Source organism: Shewanella sp. 38A_GOM-205m (genome assembly GCF_000518445.1).
GTDB lineage: Bacteria > Pseudomonadota > Gammaproteobacteria > Enterobacterales > Shewanellaceae > Shewanella > Shewanella algae.
The window spans coordinates 43,850-63,974 of sequence record NZ_JADP01000001.1; the positions used below are offsets into that span (position 1 = coordinate 43,850).

A 20,125-nucleotide genomic window follows, 5' to 3' on the forward strand; every position below is an offset into this window, starting at 1 on the left:
TGTTTGCGGTATACTCGCCGGCCTTTTTATGTTTCAGGTGTTGAAGATGCAGTTTTCTGAAACCCAGCTGCCGGGAGCGCTGCTCGAAGCCGTTGCCCAGTGCGGCTATCGTGAGTTGACGGCGGTGCAGCAGCAGGTACTGCCGGCGGCGCTGGCCGGACGGGATATTATGGCTTCGGCCCAGACAGGCACAGGCAAAACCGCGGCCTTTGGCTTGCCGCTGTTGGCCGCCTTGATTAATGAGTGGCAGCAACAGGGGCTCGCTGAGCCTGAGTATGGCGCCGCTCCCAGAGTGCTTATCCTGACACCAACCCGCGAGCTGGCGCAGCAAGTGGCGACTCAGTTGGGTAAATACGCCGCCCATACGCCATTTCGCATTTTGGCCATTTTTGGCGGCGCCAACTTCAACCCTCAACGCAAGGCGATAGCGGCCGGTATTGAGGTGCTGGTGGCGACGCCGGGGCGGCTGTTCGATCACCTGAGCCAAGATCATCTCAGGCTGGATAAGGTTAGGGCCCTGGTGCTGGATGAGGCCGACCGCATGTTGGACCTGGGATTCTTGCCGGATATTGAGCGTCTGGGGCGCTATCTGCCAGATGGGCATCAGACCATGCTGTTTTCGGCGACCTTCCCCGAGGCGGTCAAGCGCCTCGGGCACAAGCTGCTCGATAAGCCAGAATGGTTTGAAGTAGATAAAGAGAGCCGCACTCAGGAGCAGATCCAGCAAAAGGTGTATCCGGTGGACTATCGCCGTAAAGCCGAGTTGCTTGCCGAGCTTATTGGTCGCAACAACTGGCAACAGGTGTTGGCCTTTGTCAGTACCAAGGAGAGTGCCGAGCAGTTGCAGCAAGAGCTAAAACTCGACGGCATCAAGAGCGCCTGTTTTCACGGTGACAAGACTCAGGGCGCCCGCAGCCGCGCTCTGGCGCAGTTCATTGATGGAGAAGTTAGGGTATTGGTAGCAACCGATGTCGCGGCCCGAGGCCTGGATATTCCGGCTTTGCCAAGGGTTATCAATCTCGAGCTGCCATCCCAGGCTGATGACTATATTCATCGCATTGGCCGTACCGGCAGAGCAGGGCGCAGCGGAGAAGCCATTTCTTTGGTGAGCCCGGCCGAAGAGCAAAAACTGGCTGAAATAGAAGCCCTGCTCGGTTACAAGCTGCCAAGAGAAGTACTGCCGGGTTACGAGAAGGGCGCGCCGCTGCCGGAGCGTTATTTACAGCCAATAGAGAAGCCCCGACATGCCAAGACTCACAGGGGCCATAAACCCGGTCGCAAGGGCCAGGCTCCCAAAGGCCCAAGACGCAGATAATGCAATCTGCCCTGCTATACTCAATGCGTTGCCTCAATAAGCCGTCGGCAGCGCAGCCCCCTTAGCTTAAGGAATAGTAAAGGTATCAGGAGATGAGTATGTTGCGAAAATTAGTGATCTTGCTGTGGTTGAGTATGCTTGTGGCTTGCAGTTCCATTCCCAAAGACTGGTCCGGTATGAGTTCAACCGAGATAGCCTCCTGGAAAGAGGCAGGTTTTGACTCCCGAAGCGCCCAGCAGTGGCATGTTGCCGGTTTCGATGCCTCAAGCGCAGGCGCCTGGCAGGATGCAGGCTTTAAACTCCAAGATGCCAAAGAGTGGCACTTGCAGAGCTTCTCTGCGGCTGAGGCCAAAGGCTGGCGTGCCAGCGGCTTTGACTTGGACGATGCCATGAAAAATCGTGCCAAGGGGCTGACACCGATAGTGGATCACGAACTCAAGCCTTAGGGAAGGTATACAGAAATGGGCGCTATACGCGCCCATTTTGCATCTGTTTACAATTTCGAGCTAACTCTTTCCCTGCTTGGGTTACACTCTGCTGCCTCAATGCTGTAAGGAATGGAGTCACAGATGATCCTCAAACCCGTCGCCACCAATCTGATCACCGGCTTTCTCGGCTCAGGCAAAACCACCTTTATCAAAGCACTGCTGGCCAATAAGCCCGCTGGCGAGACCTGGGCGGTATTGGTCAATGAGTTCGGTGAAATAGGAATAGATGCCGGCCTGATGGGGCCGAGTGACTCTGGCGTTGTCATACGAGAAGTGCCCGGCGGCTGTTTGTGCTGCGCCGCCGGGGTGCCGACTCAAGTGGCGGTGACTCAGCTGCTGGCCCGGGCCAAACCCGACAGATTGCTGATAGAGCCAACAGGCCTTGGCCATCCCAAAGAGATTTTGAAAACCCTAAGCTCGAAACCGTTTGCCGAAGTGCTCAGCCTCAAGGCCAGTATCTGTCTGTTTGACCCGCGCAAACTCAGTGACAAGCGTTATACCGAACATGAGAATTTTCTCTCCCAGCTGCAGATAGCCGATATCCTGCTGGCCGGCAAGCAGGACCTCTGGCAACACCAAGAGTCAATGGTTCTGCCTGGGGATGAGCCGCTAAGTGCAAAAGGGGATGAGCCGGAAAGTGATCAGGAGAGTGGGCAGCTAGCTGCACACTTGAGGGAACAAATAGCCACCTTTATTGCCGCTCAGCAACTGGAAGGGGAGCTGTTTTACTGGTCCAAAGAGCAGAAGCTCAATGATGAATTGTTGCGGGCGCTGGCTCGGCCGGCAAAGGCCAATTTGAACACTAAAGCCACTCCCTTAGGCGCCGGGCTGTTGCGGCAAAATGCCGGTGTGTTTGCCATCAAGCCACTCGGCGTCGAGCCGCAGAGCCCGGAAGCACCCGAGTGGGACGCTCGCGGCATAGTGTTCAAAAGTAATAAAGGCGAGGGCTGTTACAGCTATGGCTGGATCTTTACTCCGGATTGGCTGTTCGATCTCGAGCGCCTCTATCGCTGGGCCAAGGCACTCGATGTGGTGCGACTAAAAGCTGTGATGATCACCAAAGACGGCATAGCGGCGCTCAATATGCTCGACGGTGAATTGAGCGTTGAAGAGCTCGATGATGCCATGGACTCCAGGCTGGAGATCATCAGTCGCGCCCCTTTGCAGCCTGAATCTTTGGAGCAGCAACTGCTCGCCATGAAAGTCGCCGAATAACGCCCTATTCAAGGCTGTGGCATCCAGGCTGATAACTCGGGTACAATCCGCCATCCACTTTTTCCGAGGTGATTGATTTCGGAGTGCCAATTTGAATGAAGGCCGAGCTGGCGCCTCCTAATATGGCCTCTGATATCGAACTTATGGTTTAACACCTTTGATGTTGAGAAAGCGTCATGACCCCAAACAGCGTCCCCCAGACTGAGCAGGATCTCGCCTTACTGCAGCAACCTGTCAGTAAACTCTTTTGGCGTTACACAGTCCCCACTGTGATGTCCATGTTGGTGACCGGAATTTACGTCACCATAGACGGGATGTTCATCGGCCACTACCTGGGGGAAACGGGTCTGGCGGGTATTATGCTGGCTTACCCTGTGGGCGCCATTCTCTATGCGCTCGGTGCGCTTTTGGGCATGGGCGGCGCCGCGCTTATCTCCATCAATCTTGGCCGCGGTGATGTCACCAGGGCCAGAAAAATTCTCGGCAATACCTTCAGTCTTTGTCTGTTGAGTGCATTGGTGGTGTCGCTTGCCGGTACCATGCTGACCGACGACATTCTGCGCTGGCTGAAAGCCGAAGGTGAGGTCTATGAAGGCGCCTACCAATACCTGTTCTGGTACTTTGCCTTGGGCATTTTCCCCATCATCTCCATGGCCTTCTCGGCGCTTTTGCGTAACGACGGTCGCCCCAGTTTCGTCACCTGGATCCTGGTGTTTGGAGGCGTGCTCAACACCCTGCTGGATTGGCTGTTTATTGTGGTCTTTCCCTTTGGACTGACCGGTGCCGCCATTGCTACCATGTTGTCCCAGGCGGTCACCGGCGGCCTGTGTCTGCAACATTTCTTTGGCAAGCGCACCCGGCTCAATATCGACTGGCAGCAGATGAAACTGAGCCAGGAGCTGGTTTGGGAAATCGTCAAGCTGGGGATGCCCAGTTTCCTGATGAATCTCTATCTGTCGATTGTATTGACCATGCATAACATGGCGCTGCTCTGGACCGGCACTTCGCTGCATGTGGCCGCCTATGGCGTGGTGAGTTATACCGAAGCCCTGTTTTACTTTGTGTTTGAAGGCATAGCCCTCGGCACCCAACCCATTCTCAGCTTCAATGCCGGTGCCGGTCGATATGACAGGGTCAAGCAGACCGCCAAAATGGCGTTTTCCGTCACCTTAATCTGCGCCTTGCTGGGCTTGGTGCTTATCTATAGCCGTCCGGAATGGATGGTGTATCTGTTTGTCGGTGACAACCCGACTCTGGCCCCGGTTGCCATTGAGGGCATGTATCTCTATTTCTGGGGCTTGCCGATGGAAGGCTTGATTTTGGTAGGAGCCAGCTTCTTTCAGGCCATCAATCGTCCGGCAGAGGCCTCGATACTCACGGGCAGTAAGTTGCTGCTGATAGGCCTGTTCCTCTGGGTGTTTGCCTGGGCCTTTGGCGTGCCGGGCGTGTGGATCTCCTTGGCATCCTGCAGCAGCCTATTGTGCCTGTGGATGTTCTACAGTTTAAAGCGCACCAAGGTGGCATTACACCAGCCTTGAGCGACAGGAAATGATGGCAAATATTCACCTGCATCAGTGATATATAAAGAAATATTAATTTAGAACTCAGGTTATTTTTGAGCAGGATCATGTTATAAAAGACTATCTTGCATTAGTTCATACTCTTGGGGGAATTTGTGACCGGTAAGCGGATTTTAATTGTGGGCGGCGGCGCCGGAGGATTGGCGCTGGCTTCCAAGCTGGGACGCAAATTGGGCCTGAAGGAAGAGGCTGAAATAACCCTGATAGACAAGAGTCCGGTACATATCTGGAAGCCCAAACTGCACGAAGTGGCCGTTGGGGTGATAGATCAATCGGTAGAAGGCTTGCTGTATCGCGACCATGGCCTGAAAAATGGCTATCGCTTCCTGCGCGGTGAAATGCTGCAATGCGATCCCGAGGCCAAGACCATCACCCTGGCCGGAGTCAGCAATGATGATGGCGAGCAGATTATCGCCGAGCGTGAGTTGCCCTATGACTATCTGGTGGTCGCCATCGGCGGGGTGGCCAACAGCTTTAACACCCCGGGTGCCAAAGAGCACTGTATCTTCCTCGACAGCCTCGACAGCGCCAATCAATTTCACCACAAGTTGCTGGACAACCTGTTACTGCTGGATGAAACCAGCGAAAAGCTCAGTATCGGCATAGTGGGTGCCGGCGCGACCGGGGTTGAGCTGGCCGCCGAGTTGCATCATGTGCTGGACTCGGTCAAAGAATACGGTTACCTCAATGTCGATAAGCATCATCTGGAAATTCACCTGATTGAGGCAGCGCCCAAGATATTGCCAGCTCTGCCGGACAAGGTGAGCTCCAGAGCCCAGTCTGTACTGGATCATATCGGAGTTCGCTTGCACATAGGGGTGCAGGTCAAAGAGGTGACCAAGCAGGGCTTTATTACCCAGGAAGATGTGCTGATCCCTGCCGGGCTTAAGGTGTGGGCCGCCGGCGTCAAGGGGCCGGATGTACTGCAGCAGTTTGATAAGTTGCCGGTCAATAACCGTAACCTTATCGAGGTCGATGCCTGTATGCGGGTCAAGGGCCATAAGGATATCTACGCCTTGGGCGACTGCGCCTTTTTGGTGCAGGACAACGGCAAGCCTGTGCCTCCCCGGGCACAAGCCGCATCGCAGATGGCGGAAACCCTGTATAAGAATATTCTCAACCGCTTGAAGGGCAAGGCAGAAAATCCTTTTGTCTACCGCGACTATGGTTCATTGGTGTCACTGAGCCGTTTCTCGGCGGTGGGCAATCTGATGGGCAACCTGAGATCCGGCTCCCTGTTTATTGAGGGTTACGTGGCGCGGATGATGTACATGTCCCTGTATCAACGCCATCTGGCGAGTTTGTACGGTTGGTTTTCGGCGTTGGTGTATCGTCTGGCGCAGCGGCTGCTGAAGTGGCACAGGCCCAAACTCAAGCTGCATTGATAAAGTGATTTTGAACCTTATCGCAAAGGCGCTCAGTAGAGCGCCTTTTTAGTGGCTGGAATTTCAGCTTGCTTGCACTCTGGCGCTCGAGTCTCTGATAACCGGCTCTGGGGTGAAGATCTCGCTGCGAGCGCTCTGCTCACGGCGATTGGCGATCAACAGCTCGGTAGCTATCTGGGCAATCTTGCCGTTGGGCTGATGCACCGTGGTCAACTTGGGCCAGGTTTGGCGTGAGAAGGGGCTGTCCTCAAAGCCGACAATCGAGAGCTCGGTGGGAATATCCACCCCTTCAAGCCTGGCGGCAAACAGGGCTCCGGCGGCGATTTCGTCGTTACAGGCCACTATGGCGCTGGGCCGGTTAGCCCCTTTGAGTAGCTTCTTGGCACCTTCAACTCCGGATTCAAACGAATATTCCCCCTCGACAATCAGCTCGGGAGACTCGTCCAGGCCGTTATCCCTCAAGGCCTGACGATAACCTTCGAGACGCTCCTTGGTGGATTGGTGATGATAGTCGCCGCTGAGAAAGGCGATTTGCCGATGCCCGAGATCGATAAGATGTTGGGTAATGGCCACGGCGCCGGATCTGTCGTTAACCAATACCGCCAGCCCGGTATCGGCCTTTACTCTGTCACCGGCCATGATGCGAACATAGTTGGCACCTATGGCATCCAGGGCGGAGAGTACCTTGGGATCTTCCGACAGCGGCGGCGTTAGTACCAGTCCGGCCAGGCGGGCATGTTTCACCATAGTGGTCAGTTGTTCACAAATACCATCGGCCTTGGCATCACAGGGGTGGATCAGCAGCTCATAGCCCTTGTCCCGACAGGCGGAAAGAATACCGTTCTGCATATCGATAATGTAGTAGGCATTGGGGTTGTCATAGACGAAGCCTATGACATAAGAACTGGTGGCAGCCAGGTTGCGGGCAGCTAAATTCGGCTGGTAATTCAACGCCTTGATTGCAGCATTGACCTTGTCGATAGTAGCCTGTTTAACCGAAGGCTCATTATTGGTGACCCGGGATACTGTCTTGATGGAAACGCCGGCATATTTAGCCACGTCATTGATGGTTACTTTCATTCAACTTAGTCCGAGATGTCAGGCGAATACTCACAGCCAGCGGGGGCCGGAAGCGGCATGGCCGCTTGTCGAGCATCTTATACTGCTGACTTTTAGCCAGTTTGGCAACGCAGAATTTAGGGAAGGTGCGAATAAGTCCTCATGGCCTTCTCTTTTGCAGAGAGTGGCTTGCACAGCAATTAGCTTTCGGCGTTATCCGACTTCCTTAGTGATTAGGCCATTATATAAATTCGTTTCCCGCTATTGTTAACGCCCTTGGTTACACAAACTTCTGCCTGGACAGTTTTTGACCAGAATAAAAATCTGTTTTCTCCCATTAACACAGCAATATGACAGTTTTTATTCACTCTGGCGTTATTTTGTTGTGGCAAGACTGTTAATTATTGTGTAATGTTTATCCTTAGACATGACAGCGTTGTCATTCTCTTGAAGGGAATGGTTATGGCAACAAAAAAGATAATAAAGTGATGGAAGGGAAACGAGATGCGAACATCTACCTTTAAGAAAACTGCCCTCGCTGCAAATATCGCGATCCTCCTTGGGGGAGTGGTATCTGTTGGCGCGCTGGCTGCCGAGGCAGCAGATAACAACAGCAACGAAACTGCCAATATTGAAAAAATTGAAGTCCGTGGTATGCGTGCCTCGATGAAGGCTTCGGTCAATACCAAGCGTTTTTCAGATGCCGTGGTCGATGCGGTAACTTCAGAAGATATAGGTAAATTCCCCGACAGTGATGTGGGGGAGTCTCTGGGACGTATTCCTGGTGTCGCCGTTAACCGCCAGTTCGGTCAGGGGCAACAGGTTTCTATCCGCGGCGCCTCGGCGCAGCTGACCAGTACCCAGCTTAATGGCCACTCGGTAGCTTCTACCGGTTGGTTCGATCAGCAGGCCATCGACCGCAGTTTCAACTACACCTTGCTGCCGCCAGAGATGGTGGGCTCGATTGAAGTCTACAAATCTTCCCAGGCCGATATTGCCGAAGGGGGCATAGGCGGCACTGTCATAATCAACACCCGCAAACCGCTGGATTTGGATGCCAATTCGGTTTTCCTGAGCGCCAAAGGGGACTATGGTAGCGTCTCGGAAGAGATAGATCCTGAAGCCTCCGGTCTCTACAGCTGGAAAAACGAAGATGAAAACTTCGGTGTGTTGCTGGCCGGTTCCTGGAGCCAGACGGACTATCAGCGCAATGGCATTGAAACCCTGCTTGGCTGGGGTGAGATAGTGCCAACCACCTTCCAACAGGATCGTGAGCGCACCGCAATCAACCTGGTGTTGCAGTATCGTCCCACCGACAGACTGGAATTGGGGCTCAACTACATGAATCTGGAGCTGGACGCCAACAACGCCAACACCTCCATCTTCCTGTTTCCCACTCAGCGAGGTGACTACACCTGTGAACAGGTCAATGCCGCCGGCGTTTGTACCAAGATAAATCACAGCGATCAGGGCGGTTTTGCCTGGGCACAAACCTGGGCCCGTAAGGCGAGCATGAGCTCGGATACAGTGGATTTCAACTTCAACTATGAAGCGGATAACTTCACCGTTGAAGGCCGCATAGGCCGCACCGAAGCAGAGGGCGGTACCGACTTGACTGCCAACTATGGCAACTCAATCGGTGTCCCGGCTGACTTTGCCGGTATCTATGACGCCACCGGCGACAAGATCAACATCGACATCGCCAACAAGTATTTTGAGGCCGGTGACTTTAACGACCCATTGGCCACTGCCGGCTGGGCGCTGAAGAAGCAGCCCAACACGGATGAAGAAACCTTCGCTCAGTTGGACTTCAACTTCCCGGTAGCCTGGGGCGCTATCAGTGCCATCAAGACAGGTGTGAGCTATGCCGATCATGAAGTCACCCAGATGACAGATGCGGCGATAGTCAATGACGCCAAGGTACTGACCAAGGACGCTTCTGCCTACTACAATGGCACCATGTCATCCGGCGCCGGTTTCACTCTGCCTGAGCCGATATTTGATGCCATGATTGCCGATGCCTATGCGGCCATCGATGGCTTTACCGTCGACAAGTCTGGTTACGGCACTATCCAGGAAGAGAACCTGGCTCTGTACGCCATGGCTACTTTTGCCGGGGAAGGATTCCGCGGTAACTTCGGTTTCCGTTATATCTCTACCGACATTGAGTCTGACTATTACGCGCTGAACGATCAGGGCCAGTTCGCCGATGATCTGAGCACAGACAAGTCCAGCTATAACGATGTACTGCCGAGTGTTAACATCGCCTTCGACTTGAGCGAGGATGTGATACTGCGCGCCTCAGCCGCTCAGGTGATCTCCCGCCCCAACTACGCCGAGCTGTTTGCTACCTCGACCCTGCCGGGTTACAACGACGGTACACCTTTTAATGAAAAGCTGGTGCGTGGCAGCGTGGCGCTGGAACCATTCAAGGCGACCCAGGCCGACTTGAGTCTGGAGTGGTACTTCAGTGATTCGGGCCTGTTTGCCGCCACTTACTTTATCAAGGATGTCAGCTCTTTTATCACCACCAAACAGAAGCTGAATCAGCAGATAGGTATTGAAGATCCCAACCTGGTAACCGAAGGTGAAAGTTCTTGTGGCGTAGGTATCTATGACTGCTGGACTGTGAGCGAGAAGTACAATGCCGACGGCGGCAGCATAGATGGTATCGAGCTGCAACTGCAGGACTCCTTCGACAATGGTTTGGGTTACTCAGTGAACTACACCTTTGCCGATGCATCCTCTCCGGCAGAAAACTATCCTGATCGTGTGGGCGTGTTCTCTGACTCATCCAAGCATACCGTCAACCTGGTAGGTTACTATGAGATGGACGACTTTAGCGCTCGTCTGGCCTATAACTGGCGCTCCGAGTATATGATGCGCGAGCTGCCTGGCTTCTACGGTAACCGTCAGCACGAGTCTTACGGGACCTTGGACCTCAGTGCCAGCTACTCGGTAACCGACTATTTGGATATCACCTTTGAAGCGGTCAACATCACTGAAGAAGACAGCATACAGACGGGTGTTTCCCCAATTAGTGCAGAGGATGTGATCAGCGAGTTCAAGGCCGATTACCCAGTGTGGAGCTTTGAAGGCGAAGCCAGATATAAAGTAGGTGTAGCCCTGCGCTTCTAAGTACAGGTCTTTATCTTCAATACCAAAGCCGACCCCAGGGTCGGCTTTTTGCATCAGCACCACGATGTTAGGCCGCTGGTACAGCGGCTAGCATAGCTTTCAGCTCAAAATAGCCAAATAGCATTGGTTGGGTCTCCGGCGATGGATGTTTCTCATTGCCTGCCGCAGGCTTATGCACAGGCGATACTGTGACACGGCGTGAATACGTCCCTGTAGCCTCGACGAAAACGTCCCTGTTTTCGACGGTCACAGTTCCGCCTGTGCCTGGAAAATAGGCGTATGTCTGTGGGCATATAGGTAGCTTCAAACAAGTTAGTTCTCACAGAATTGCACCAATTCCCCCCTTCGGAGCCGCCGCTGGCGTTGTTGCAAATTGGCGTAGCCGAGACAGGGATGTCGAGGCTCGAAGGTCGAGCAAGGATGCGAGTCCTGAGTGTAGTCAATTTGTTTCATAAGCCCGCGGGGATTTCGGCTACGTCGGGGTGTCCTTGGGGATGCAAGGGGCTTTGGACAAGCAAAGCCCCTTGGCCGGTGTGGTGTGGAACACCACGACTTTAGGCCGCTGGCACAGCGGCTATCATGGCTTTAAGCCAAAACTCACCAATAAACTAGGTCTTAGCTTCTGGCTAAGCAGCTGCCAATCACCTGCGGTGCGGATGGGCAGGAAGCCCAAATGCCGTGAAGGACAGGGCGCCTGAGAACGGCCTCTCGCACAGGCGATCCTGTGACTCGGCGTGAATACGTCCCTTATCTCCATGGATGGAGTGTATGCCGAATTTGTCTGGAACAAAATTCGGCCCTGTTTTCGACTGTCACAGTTCCGTCTGTGCCAGAAATATATGTGTATATCTGTAGCTTCCAATGACTCTGTTTGGGAAGAATTGTACCTACTCCCCTTTCTAGTGCGGCCCCTTGCACAGGTAAGACAGTGAGCCAATAAAAAGGCTGCCAAGGCAGCCTTCTGATCTCTGTATTGGGATTAATCCAGCAGCAAGTCGATTTGGTTCAGTGAACACAGGTGAGCATAAACCGGTGAGTAGACGCCGCGCTTGGCAAATTCCAGTTTAACCTCATCGCTCAGGGCATTGAGCTTTTGCTCATCGACGATATAGAGGCCATCTATATTGCTCTTTTCACCCTGTTTGTTGGTTACTGTCAGAGTCTTGGGTTGCAGTAATTCATGGCTGGTCAGGGTCTTGACGAACTGCTTGGTGATTTCACGGTACTCAATCAGGTTGCCGATAAATTCGATGCGGTTTTTCAGGAATTCGGTCTGCTCACCGGTTTCGGTAAACAGGGATTCGCCCTTGTCTTCGCTGACATGCTTGCTGTTGACATCGATACCGATAAGTACATTTTCCTGGCTGGAGTCTCCGGCGGCAAAAGGTTGCATCCGGCACTGCATTGGCAGGTAACGTCGGGTCCAGGTGTTGTCCTTGATAAAGCAGTTGCTCTCAGGCTTCAGAGAGGTGATGGCAACCGGCTGGAATTCTCCACTTTGGCTGTTCTTGGCGAAAATGATCGGGAAACTGGTGGCGGCAGGCAAAAATTCCTGCACCAGCAAAGGCAACATATGGTGCTTCTCAAATTCGCTGAAATCTATGCCTGGAGTGACTTTCAGAGCCTTGTGTGCGCCGTTGTTGAGCGGGACGTATTGTGCTGTCATTGTCTTTTTATCCTTGTTGTTATTTGAGGTTCCGTCAGCCAATCAACTGACGCACCGGAAAATAAATCGTCACTGAAATATCGGGGCCAGAACCGCTTCTTCGGTTGTATTAGTACCGCAAACCAGTAAAAAGTTCAGCTTGAGACTTATTGGCTTGTGACCCCAAGCATGCTGCGGATGTTAACAGTGGTCAAACTGGATGTCATTGTTAAAAATATGTTCGCAAGCGCTGTTTTCAAGAGGGATTGGGAAAATAAAAATTGTCAAAAAAATGTAGAAATAAGGTTTGTACTTGTGTATGTTTATTGATGACAGCGTTGTCATTGCTTGTGTGACTATTGTGTCTATGGCCATGTTGTCTTGTAAGGTCTGCATGTCGAGGATGAGGTCTCCTTTACATGCCTTCCACAGTTGAGTATCTGTCGGGCGGCTGCGCAACTGTGTTTTCAATACTGTAGTCTCTCCCCGGAAACTAGAGTGGGCTGGGTGCTGATTTCAGTACCTGGCCATTTTTTTATCCCGGTTGTCACTCAACATAGTTTGTCGAGGTGGCAGCCACTGCTTGAGTCGACAGGGAATATGGCATCATGGTGAAAACAATAATAAGGACAGGAGAGTAACGGAATGAAGTTAACTATCGCGGCGTTAGCCATTGCCTTGAGCTTGGGGCTGACGGCTTGTTCTGACAAGCCGCCGGCAACCGGGACTGAACCTGGGCAGAGCCAAGCCGGTTCTTCGTCAAAAGCCTCGAACGAAGATCTGACTCAGAATAAGCTGCATAGCTTTGCCCAGAGTTTGCAATTGAAATATGCCGTGCTGTCCAATGTGCCGGATGACAACTGCGACCCGAGCCGTGCCGAAGGCCGCTGTTTCCAGGCGCAAATTCGCCTGACTCCGAGCGAAGATCTCAGCGCTTCTGACTGGGCCATCTATTTTAGCCAGATGCGTCCGGTACTCTCGGTTGCCTCGCCTGAGTTTCATATAGAGCATATTCAGGGCGATCTGCATCGTCTGACGCCAACCGCCACCTTCGGCGGTTTCAAAAAGGGTGTCAGCGAAATCATCAATTTTCGCGGTGAGCTGTGGCAGCTGTCGGAAATTGATGCCATGCCCAACTATTACATGGTGGTTGAGGGGTTCAAGCCGGAGGTCATCGCCAGCACTGAAGTTAAGCAAGACCCGGATACCGGGCTTGAGTTGCTTCCCTATGTGCAGCCTTACACGGATGCCGAGAAACAATATCGCCGCAGCTCACAGGATAAGCTGCCCTGGGATACCGCCAATGTTGTCTTCGGCCAAAATGCCGATACTCCCGATGATGCCGGCCTTGCGGTGGCAAGCCTTATTCCTAAGCCGGATTCAGTGACTTGGCTTGAACAAACACCTGTCACCCTCAATGCCGGGATTAAGCTTAACCCGAGCCACATAGCTAACGGAGTCGAGCTGCAATCACTTGAGGCGGCGCTCTTGCGCCTACAAAGGTTGGGTGTCAGCCAGAGCGAACAAGGATTGGCGCTTAACTTGCTGCCACTTGAGGGAGGGCAAAGCGAGCACTATCGACTCGAGATTGAGGCCGGCGGAATTAACCTGGCCGCCGCAGACGCCGCGGGTTACTCCTATGGCTTGGCGAGTCTTGCAGCCTTGCTGCAGTTGCCTGCCGATGAGACCCAATCAATAGCACTGCCACAGCTGCGGATTCAAGATGGCCCCAGATACCCGTTTCGTGGTATGCATCTGGATGTTGGCCGCAACTTCCATTCCAAGGCGTTTGTGCTGAGCCTGCTGGAGCAGATGGCGGCCTATAAGCTCAACGTATTGCATTTGCACATGGCCGACGATGAAGGCTGGCGCCTGCAGATCCCCGGTCTGCCGGAGCTGACCGAGATTGGCAGCAAACGCTGCCACGATCTCGATGAAAACCGCTGTTTGCTGCCGCAACTGGGCAGTGGCCCCAATCCTGAGACTCAGGTCAACGGGTACTACACGACCCAGGACTATATAGATATTCTCAAGTTTGCCGCCGCAAGACAGATCCAGGTGATCCCGTCGATGGATATGCCGGGGCACTCCCGCGCCGCTATTAAATCGATGCAGGCCCGTAGCCGCAAGCTATTGGCTCAGGGCGACAGTCAGGCCGCCAGCCAATATCTGCTGGCGGATCCCGAGGATACCACTGTTTACAGCTCCATTCAGTACTACAACGACAACACGCTCAATGTCTGTATGGAGTCCAGTTACACCTTTGTCGCCAAGGTGATAGATGAAATTGCCAAGCTGCATCAGGCCGCCGGAGTACCGCTTAAGCGCTACCACATAGGTGCCGATGAGACCGCCGGTGCCTGGCTCGACTCGCCGGCCTGTGAACGCTTTATTGCGGCCAATTCGCAGCGGGTGGCCGACAAATCTGCCCTCGGCGCCTACTTTATTGAGCGGGTATCGCAGATGCTGGCTGAGCGCGGCATAGAGGCGGCCGGTTGGAGCGATGGCATGAGTCACGTCAACCCGGCCAATATGCCGAGCCCGGTGCAAAGTAATATCTGGGACATAGTCGCCCACGGCGGCTTCAAACGGGCGCATGCCCAGGCCAATCTCGGCTGGGATACTGTGCTGTCCAACCCGGAAGTACTCTATTTCGATATGCCGCCGGCAGCCGATCCGAAAGAGCCCGGCTATTACTGGGCCAGTCGCAGCAGCAACAGTCGCAAGTTACACAGCTTTATGCCGGATAACCTGCCGGCCAATGCCGAGCAGTGGGGCGATATTGAGGCCAGGCCTTTTGTCGCTGATGACACAGAGCAACTCAGCCCACAAGGAAAGCGTCTCAGTGGCCCAATGGCGCCGGGCAGGGGCTTTATAGGCCTACAGGGACAACTCTGGAGCGAGACGATTCGCAGCGACACGACCGCAGCTTATATGATTTTCCCTCGCCTCTTGGTTTTGGCGGAAAAGACCTGGCATAAGCCGGACTGGGAACTGGCTTACCGGCACCAGGGGGCAAGTTACAGCCAGGATTCCGGCCACTTCGGTGCCGAGGAGCGACAGGCGCAGGCAGAGGATTGGCATCGACTGGCCAACATCCTGGGGCATAAGGAGCTGGCCAAGCTGGATAAGGCCGGGGTGCATTACCGTTTGCCGCTGCCGGGCGGCAGAATCAAGGATGGCAAGCTTGAGGCCAATATCATCTTTCCCGGGCTCAAGATCCAATATCGCCTACCAGGGGCTGAATGGCAGGAGTATCGCGGCCCTGTGGCAATTGCAGCGCCGCTTGAGCTTCGCAGTGTCTCGCCCGATGGCCGCCGCTATAGCCGGGTTCAGCCACTGAATTAGTCTTTAAGCAGGTACGGATGTGGGCTGACGTTAACAGATAACGCCAGCCACGTCTTAGCTTACTGCCTGACTTATTTTTAATGCCTTATTTTTAATGCTTGAGTGGCGTTTGAGAGTGGTTAAGGAAGCCTGAGTCCCAGCCGTGAGTCGATTTATTTCTGCTGATTAAAAATAAATGACAGCGCTGTCATTTGTGATGTAACATTAGTTTAACCACATGGTTAACGATAGCTTTAACTTGAGTCCGCTCAGTGGAATGTCACCGGGTAAATCCTGAAAGGCGCCTTACTGCAGCGATTTGTCAGTGTTCCGCCGCGCCAGATTGCGCCGTGACCATAAAAGAAACAGAAAGAGGTCTGCCATGGGGGAAAACCCGACACCGGATACACAAGTGTATATAGGGATAGACGGCGGCGGCAGTAAGTGCCGGGCAACCGTCTACTGCCGGCAAAAGGGTGTGCTGGGAACCGGAGTTGCCGGTCGGGCCAATCCTTTGCACGGTCTGAGCCAAACTTTCGACTCCATCATAAGTGCTACAGGTTTGGCCCTGGCCGATGCCGGTCTGCGGCAAGCCGATTGCGCCAATATGGTGGCCGGTCTCGGGCTTGCCGGTGTCAATATTCCCAGGCTTTATCAGGAGATCCTCGATTGGAGGCATCCCTTTGCCGCCATGTACCTGACCACAGATCTGCATACTGCCTGCATTGGCGCCCACCAAGGGGACGATGGTGCCGTCATCATCACAGGTACTGGCTCCTGTGGTTATGCCCATGTGGGTGAGCGGCAATTGTCTCTCGGTGGTCATGGCTTTGCTCTGGGCGATAAGGGCAGCGGCGCCTGGATGGGCTTGAAAGCCGCGGAGCAGGTGTTGTTGTCGCTCGATGGTTTTGCGCCGCAAACAGCCCTTGGCGCCAAACTGCTGGCCCATTTCGGGGTGACCGATGCCCTGGGGATAGTGGAAAACCTTGCCGGACGCTCCTCCAGTTGTTATGCCGCCCTGGCGAGAATAGTGCTGTCCTGTGCGGCCGAGGGCGATGATACCGCCACCGCTATTGTCAGCGAAGGTGCCGACTATATCAGCCGGTTGGCACGGCGCCTGTTTGAACTCAATCCGCCGCGATTTGCCATGATAGGCGGCCTGGCCGAGCCGCTCAGGCCCTGGCTGGCCGACGATGTGGTCGAACGAATCGCCCCCGTGTTGGCGCCACCGGAAATCGGTGCCGTGCACTTTGCCATGCACCAACACTCGCAATTTTCAGCCTGTCCGGCCGATGCCGGCGCATACGACTTAGCAAAGGTGAAACCATGACCCATACCATAATGGAGCGCGAGGCTCGCAGTGCTCCCGAGAAGATTGCCAACCAGTTGCAGGCCAATGACCGGTTAGCCCTAGAACTGGGGCAGCGGCTGCGCGAGTTTGCTCCCAAGTTTGTGATGATTGTGGGGCGCGGCTCTTCTGATCACGCCGGGGTATTTGCCAAGTATCTGTTTGAAATAGAGGCCGGTGTGCCTACTTTTGCCGCCGCGCCTTCGGTGGCCAGTGTCTATGGCAAGCGCTTGCAGTTGGCCGGTGGTCTGGTGATAGTCATCTCTCAGTCGGGACGCAGCCCGGATATTCTGGCCCAGGCCAAGATGGCCCGCGAAGCCGGTGCCTTTTGCGTGGCGCTGGTCAATGATGAAACTGCACCTATCAAGGACATAGTCGATCTTGTATTGCCGCTTCGCGCCGGAGAGGAGCAGGCGGTGGCCGCCACCAAGAGCTATTTGGCTACCCTGTCGGCGCTGCTGCAACTGGCCGCAGCCTGGACCCAGAGCCCTGGGTTGGCCCGCGCCATAGATGAATTGCCCCAGGCGCTGCAGGCGGCTGTGGATGCAGAACCTCAACTGACTGCCGAATCTTTGCAGCACAGCAACAATCTGGTAGTGCTGGGACGAGGACTGGGTTATGCCATCAGTAAAGAGATAGCGCTCAAACTCAAGGAGGTCTGTGCTATCCATGCCGAGGCCTTCTCCAGCGCCGAATTTCTTCACGGCCCTGTGACCCTGGTGGAGAACCACCTCAAAATAGTCGATGTCTGTGTGGCCGATGAATCCTATGCCAGCCATCTTGAGCAGATAGCCGAAGTCGGGCGCCGCGGCGCTGAGTTGGTTCACCTCAAGCAAACCGCCAATGAGGTTCATCCCAGAGTCGCGCCTCTGGCATTGCTGCAGCGTTTTTATATCGATGTGGCCGCTGTGGCCATAGCCAGAGGCATAGATCCGGATCAACCGGCCGGGCTTAAGAAAGTCACCCAAACCCTTTGATTAAAGTGGCCGACGTGCCTAAACGGGACAACGCAGTGGAGAGCAGAGAATGACGCAAACCTTTATCGCCGAGCGCTTGTTCGATGGCAGGCAATATCATCACAATCTGAGCTTTGCCGTGGAGAACGGCAATCTGCAGGCCTTGGGCTCTGCGGCAGGTTCAGATGCTATTCGCCTGCAAGGCCTGGTCGTACCCGGGTTTATCGATGTGCAGGTCAATGGCGGTGGCGGCGCGCTGTTTAACGGCGAGCCTACACTCGAGTGTATCGCAACCATAGGCCGGGCCCACGCCAGGTTCGGCACCACAGGCTTTTTGCCGACCCTGATCAGCGACAGAATCGAAGTGATGAACCGCGCAGCCGATGCGGTGGCCGAGGCGATAGCCAGGCAAAGCACAGGGGTTTTGGGGATACATTTTGAGGGGCCGCACTTGTCTGTGCCGAAGAAAGGCGTGCATCCACAGCAGTATATCCGCCGAATTTCCGATGCCGAGCTGGCATTGTTCAGCCGTCAGGACTTGGGTGTTCGTTTGGTGACCCTGGCGCCGGAAAATGTGGCGCCAGAGGTTATCAGTGCCTTGGTCGAGGCAGGTGTCCGTGTTTGTCTTGGTCACTCCAATGCCGACTATGATACCGTGCGTTTGGCCCTGGCGGCCGGTGCCAGCGGTTTTACTCACCTCTATAACGCCATGTCGCCCTTGGGCTCCAGAGCACCGGGTATGGTGGGTGCCGCCATAGAGGACGAGGCCAGTTGGTGTGGCCTTATCGTCGATGGTCACCATGTGCATCCTGCCGCAGCCAAGGTGGCCATCCGCGCCAAGGCCAAAGGCAAGATGCTCTTGGTGACGGACGCCATGCCACCTGTGGGGTTGGATCAAGATGCCAGTTTTGAGCTCTTTGGCCAGCAGGTGCTGCGCCAGGGCGACAGACTCAACGCCATCACAGGAGAGTTGGCCGGATGTGTGCTGGATATGAATACCGCGGTGCGAAACGCTGTCTCTCTACTGGGGCTCAGTGTTGAAGAATCCATACGGATGGCGAGCGAGTATCCGGCGGCATTTCTTGGACTCGAGCAGCAAGGCCACTTGGCTGCGGGCAAACGTGCCGATTTTCTGGTGCTCGATAATGAACTCAAGGTGCAAAGCACCTATATCGGCGGTCAATTGGTTTACGCCGCCGAGGAAAGAGTGCGCTGAAATAAGCCGTTGCGCCAAGAACGCGATTAACCCTCTTCACATAAGCAGTGCAGCTTTTACCCGGATAAAGATAATAACAACAGGGAAGCCCTATGACTGAAAAGATAGCGGCGGCAACTGAGACCGCCAACAAGCCCAGGCTGATGTCGCTCGATGCGCTACGGGGCTTTGACATGTTCTGGATCCTCGGCGGTGAAGCGCTGTTTGCCGCCCTCTTGCTGCTGACTACTTGGAGTGGCTGGCGTTGGTTCGATGGCCAGATGCACCACAGCAGTTGGCATGGTTTTACCTTCTACGATCTTATCTTCCCGCTGTTTATCTTCCTCTCCGGCGTTGCCCTGGGTTTGTCTCCCAAGCGTCTGGACAAGTTGGCGTTGGCCGAGCGACTTCCAAAATATAAGCACGCAGTTAAGCGTTTGGCTTTACTGCTGTTTTTTGGCGTGCTCTACAATCACGGCTGGGGGACGGGCATGCCGGCTGCCCTGGATGAGATACGCTATGCCAGCGTCTTGGGACGTATCGCCTTCGCCTGGTTTTTTGCCGCCATGCTGGTGTGGCACACAGGGCTCAGAACCCAGATCTATGCTGCTGTCGCTATCCTGCTGGGATACGCCATGGTGCAGCTGTGGCTACCGGTCCCGGGCGGCAGTGCCGGGGACTTTAGCGCCGCCGGTTCCATCAACGCCTGGGTAGACAGTCATTTCCTGCCCGGGATCAGCTACCAACATAAGCCTTATGATCCGGAAGGCCTGTTATCGACCCTTCCCGCAGTGGTCAATGCTTTGGCCGGTGTGTTTGTGGGCCGCTTTTTGCAGCAGCAAAGTCTTTCAGCCTGGGGCAGGGTAGGTTTGCTGTGTTTGGCCGGGCTTGTTTGTTTGGGGCTTGGCTGGCTGCTTAATCCTCTGATCCCGGTTAATAAGGATCTCTGGACCAGCAGTTTTGTGCTGGTGAGCAGCGGCTGGAGTCTGTTGCTGCTGGCGCTGTTCTACGCCGTTATCGATGTGCTTGGGCTGCGTTGGTTGGGTTTCCCCTTTGTGGTGATTGGTTGCAACGCCATCATCATCTATCTCGCTTCCAGTCTGGTTCAGTGGCGCTATAGCAGCGAAAGTCTGCTTGGCGGTTTTATCAATAGCGCCCCCGAGAACTGGCAGCCACTGCTTGGTGTATTGGCCATGCTCGGGGTGCAATGGTTGCTGCTCTGGTGGATGTATCGCAGGCAGTTGTTTATTCGGGTTTGAGGCTTAGGGAAGGTTCGAACAAGCCCCATGTGTGCTCTGCGTCGGCTTACAGGCCTGGATGCAAGGCGTGGTTCGCCGCAAATGGCTTAGTCCTTTACAAGAAGCACAACACAGCAGACAGGTCTGTAAGCCACGCCCTTTGGGGCTTTCACAGCAACCGGCTCTCTGCGTTATCCGACTTTGACAGGCCCCGGCATGCCTTCAGTCAGATGCCT

Annotated in this window: 13 protein-coding genes; 11 read left to right on the plus strand and 2 right to left on the minus strand. The window is 54.5% G+C overall.

Going from position 1 to position 20,125, the window contains the following annotated elements; translation table 11 throughout:
* Window positions 1–46: 46 nt before the first annotated feature.
* The 5 genes from N512_RS21860 (at window position 47) to N512_RS0100215 (ending at window position 5,983) form a co-directional block, all read left to right on the plus strand.
* The gene (locus tag N512_RS21860; protein WP_051472567.1) at window positions 47–1,315 is read left to right on the plus strand and encodes a DEAD/DEAH box helicase; all 1,269 of its coding nucleotides are present in this window, start codon (window positions 47–49) and stop codon (window positions 1,313–1,315) included.
* 98 nt (window positions 1,316–1,413) lie between these two features.
* Window positions 1,414–1,761 (plus strand): hypothetical protein, encoded by a 348-nt coding sequence (locus tag N512_RS0100200; RefSeq protein ID WP_051472568.1) that lies wholly within the window; start codon window positions 1,414–1,416, stop codon window positions 1,759–1,761.
* Between the two features lie 123 nt (window positions 1,762–1,884).
* Window positions 1,885–3,018, plus strand: a complete 1,134-nt coding sequence (locus N512_RS0100205; RefSeq protein ID WP_028778998.1) for a CobW family GTP-binding protein — start codon at window positions 1,885–1,887, stop codon at window positions 3,016–3,018.
* Between the two features lie 176 nt (window positions 3,019–3,194).
* A complete protein-coding gene (locus N512_RS0100210) occupies window positions 3,195–4,556 on the plus strand; it encodes an MATE family efflux transporter (protein WP_028778999.1) in 1,362 nt (453 codons plus the stop codon).
* A 137-nt stretch (window positions 4,557–4,693) separates the two neighbouring features.
* On the plus strand, window positions 4,694–5,983 hold the full coding sequence (locus N512_RS0100215; protein WP_028779000.1) for an NAD(P)/FAD-dependent oxidoreductase: 1,290 nt from the start codon (window positions 4,694–4,696) through the stop codon (window positions 5,981–5,983).
* A 63-nt stretch (window positions 5,984–6,046) separates the two neighbouring features.
* On the opposite strand, the gene N512_RS0100220 is transcribed toward N512_RS0100215, so the two are convergent.
* A complete protein-coding gene (locus N512_RS0100220) occupies window positions 6,047–7,063 on the minus strand; it encodes a LacI family DNA-binding transcriptional regulator (protein ID WP_028779001.1) in 1,017 nt (338 codons plus the stop codon).
* A gap of 483 nt (window positions 7,064–7,546) precedes the next feature.
* Here N512_RS0100220 and N512_RS0100225 point away from each other — a divergent pair, with 483 nt between their 5' ends.
* Window positions 7,547–10,180 carry a TonB-dependent receptor gene (locus N512_RS0100225; RefSeq protein ID WP_028779002.1) on the plus strand — a complete coding sequence of 878 codons (2,634 nt, stop codon included), beginning with the start codon at window positions 7,547–7,549 and terminating at the stop codon, window positions 10,178–10,180.
* 979 nt (window positions 10,181–11,159) lie between these two features.
* On the opposite strand, the gene N512_RS0100230 is transcribed toward N512_RS0100225, so the two are convergent.
* Window positions 11,160–11,846: a SapC family protein gene (locus N512_RS0100230; RefSeq protein ID WP_028779003.1), complete on the minus strand. Its 687-nt coding sequence runs from the start codon at window positions 11,844–11,846 to the stop codon at window positions 11,160–11,162.
* A 624-nt stretch (window positions 11,847–12,470) separates the two neighbouring features.
* Between N512_RS0100230 and N512_RS0100240 the strand changes: the two genes are divergently transcribed.
* From N512_RS0100240 to nagX, 5 genes are all read left to right on the plus strand, one after another.
* A complete protein-coding gene (locus N512_RS0100240) occupies window positions 12,471–15,173 on the plus strand; it encodes a family 20 glycosylhydrolase (protein WP_028779005.1) in 2,703 nt (900 codons plus the stop codon).
* 361 nt (window positions 15,174–15,534) lie between these two features.
* A complete protein-coding gene (gene nagK / locus N512_RS21865; protein WP_051472569.1) occupies window positions 15,535–16,482 on the plus strand; it encodes an N-acetylglucosamine kinase in 948 nt (315 codons plus the stop codon).
* The gene (gene nagB-II, locus N512_RS0100250; protein WP_028779006.1) at window positions 16,479–17,477 is read left to right on the plus strand and encodes a glucosamine-6-phosphate deaminase NagB-II; all 999 of its coding nucleotides are present in this window, start codon (window positions 16,479–16,481) and stop codon (window positions 17,475–17,477) included. Before nagK ends, nagB-II begins: the two co-directional genes overlap by 4 nt.
* A 49-nt stretch (window positions 17,478–17,526) precedes the next feature.
* Window positions 17,527–18,672: an N-acetylglucosamine-6-phosphate deacetylase gene (gene nagA, locus N512_RS0100255; protein WP_028779007.1), complete on the plus strand. Its 1,146-nt coding sequence runs from the start codon at window positions 17,527–17,529 to the stop codon at window positions 18,670–18,672.
* A gap of 92 nt (window positions 18,673–18,764) precedes the next feature.
* Window positions 18,765–19,910, plus strand: a complete 1,146-nt coding sequence (gene nagX / locus N512_RS0100260; protein ID WP_051472570.1) for a transmembrane glucosamine N-acetyltransferase NagX — start codon at window positions 18,765–18,767, stop codon at window positions 19,908–19,910.
* The last annotated feature ends 215 nt before the right edge of the window (window positions 19,911–20,125 follow it).